Here is a 252-nt window from a genome sequence, read left to right on the forward strand (position 1 = left end):
CGGATATTGCTCGTCAGTTATGCGCTATTGGCAGATAGCAATTTTCCTGAAGAGCAGGCACAAAAAAACCGGAGCGTTGGCAGACGCTCCGGTTTTCAGCATTATAGGCGCAGTTATTTTTTCTACAAGCCTGAAAAACGCATTTTTTTTATGGTATCCTCCCGAAGATTGCATCCTCCCATTTTGCCTCGACGTCACACAGTGTCATGACGGTTTGGTGAATCCTCAAGCATTCAAATCACTTCATAACCA

The 252-nt window shown here is 44.4% G+C and carries 1 protein-coding gene; it reads left to right on the forward strand.

Annotated features, from left to right (window positions below):
* Window positions 1-19: 19 nt before the first annotated feature.
* The coding region (locus tag ACYP03_RS27110; RefSeq protein WP_459782819.1) for a hypothetical protein at window positions 20-252 on the forward strand (233 nt) is incomplete at its 3' end.

The sequence above is a fragment of the Photobacterium sp. R1 genome (assembly GCF_054600795.1).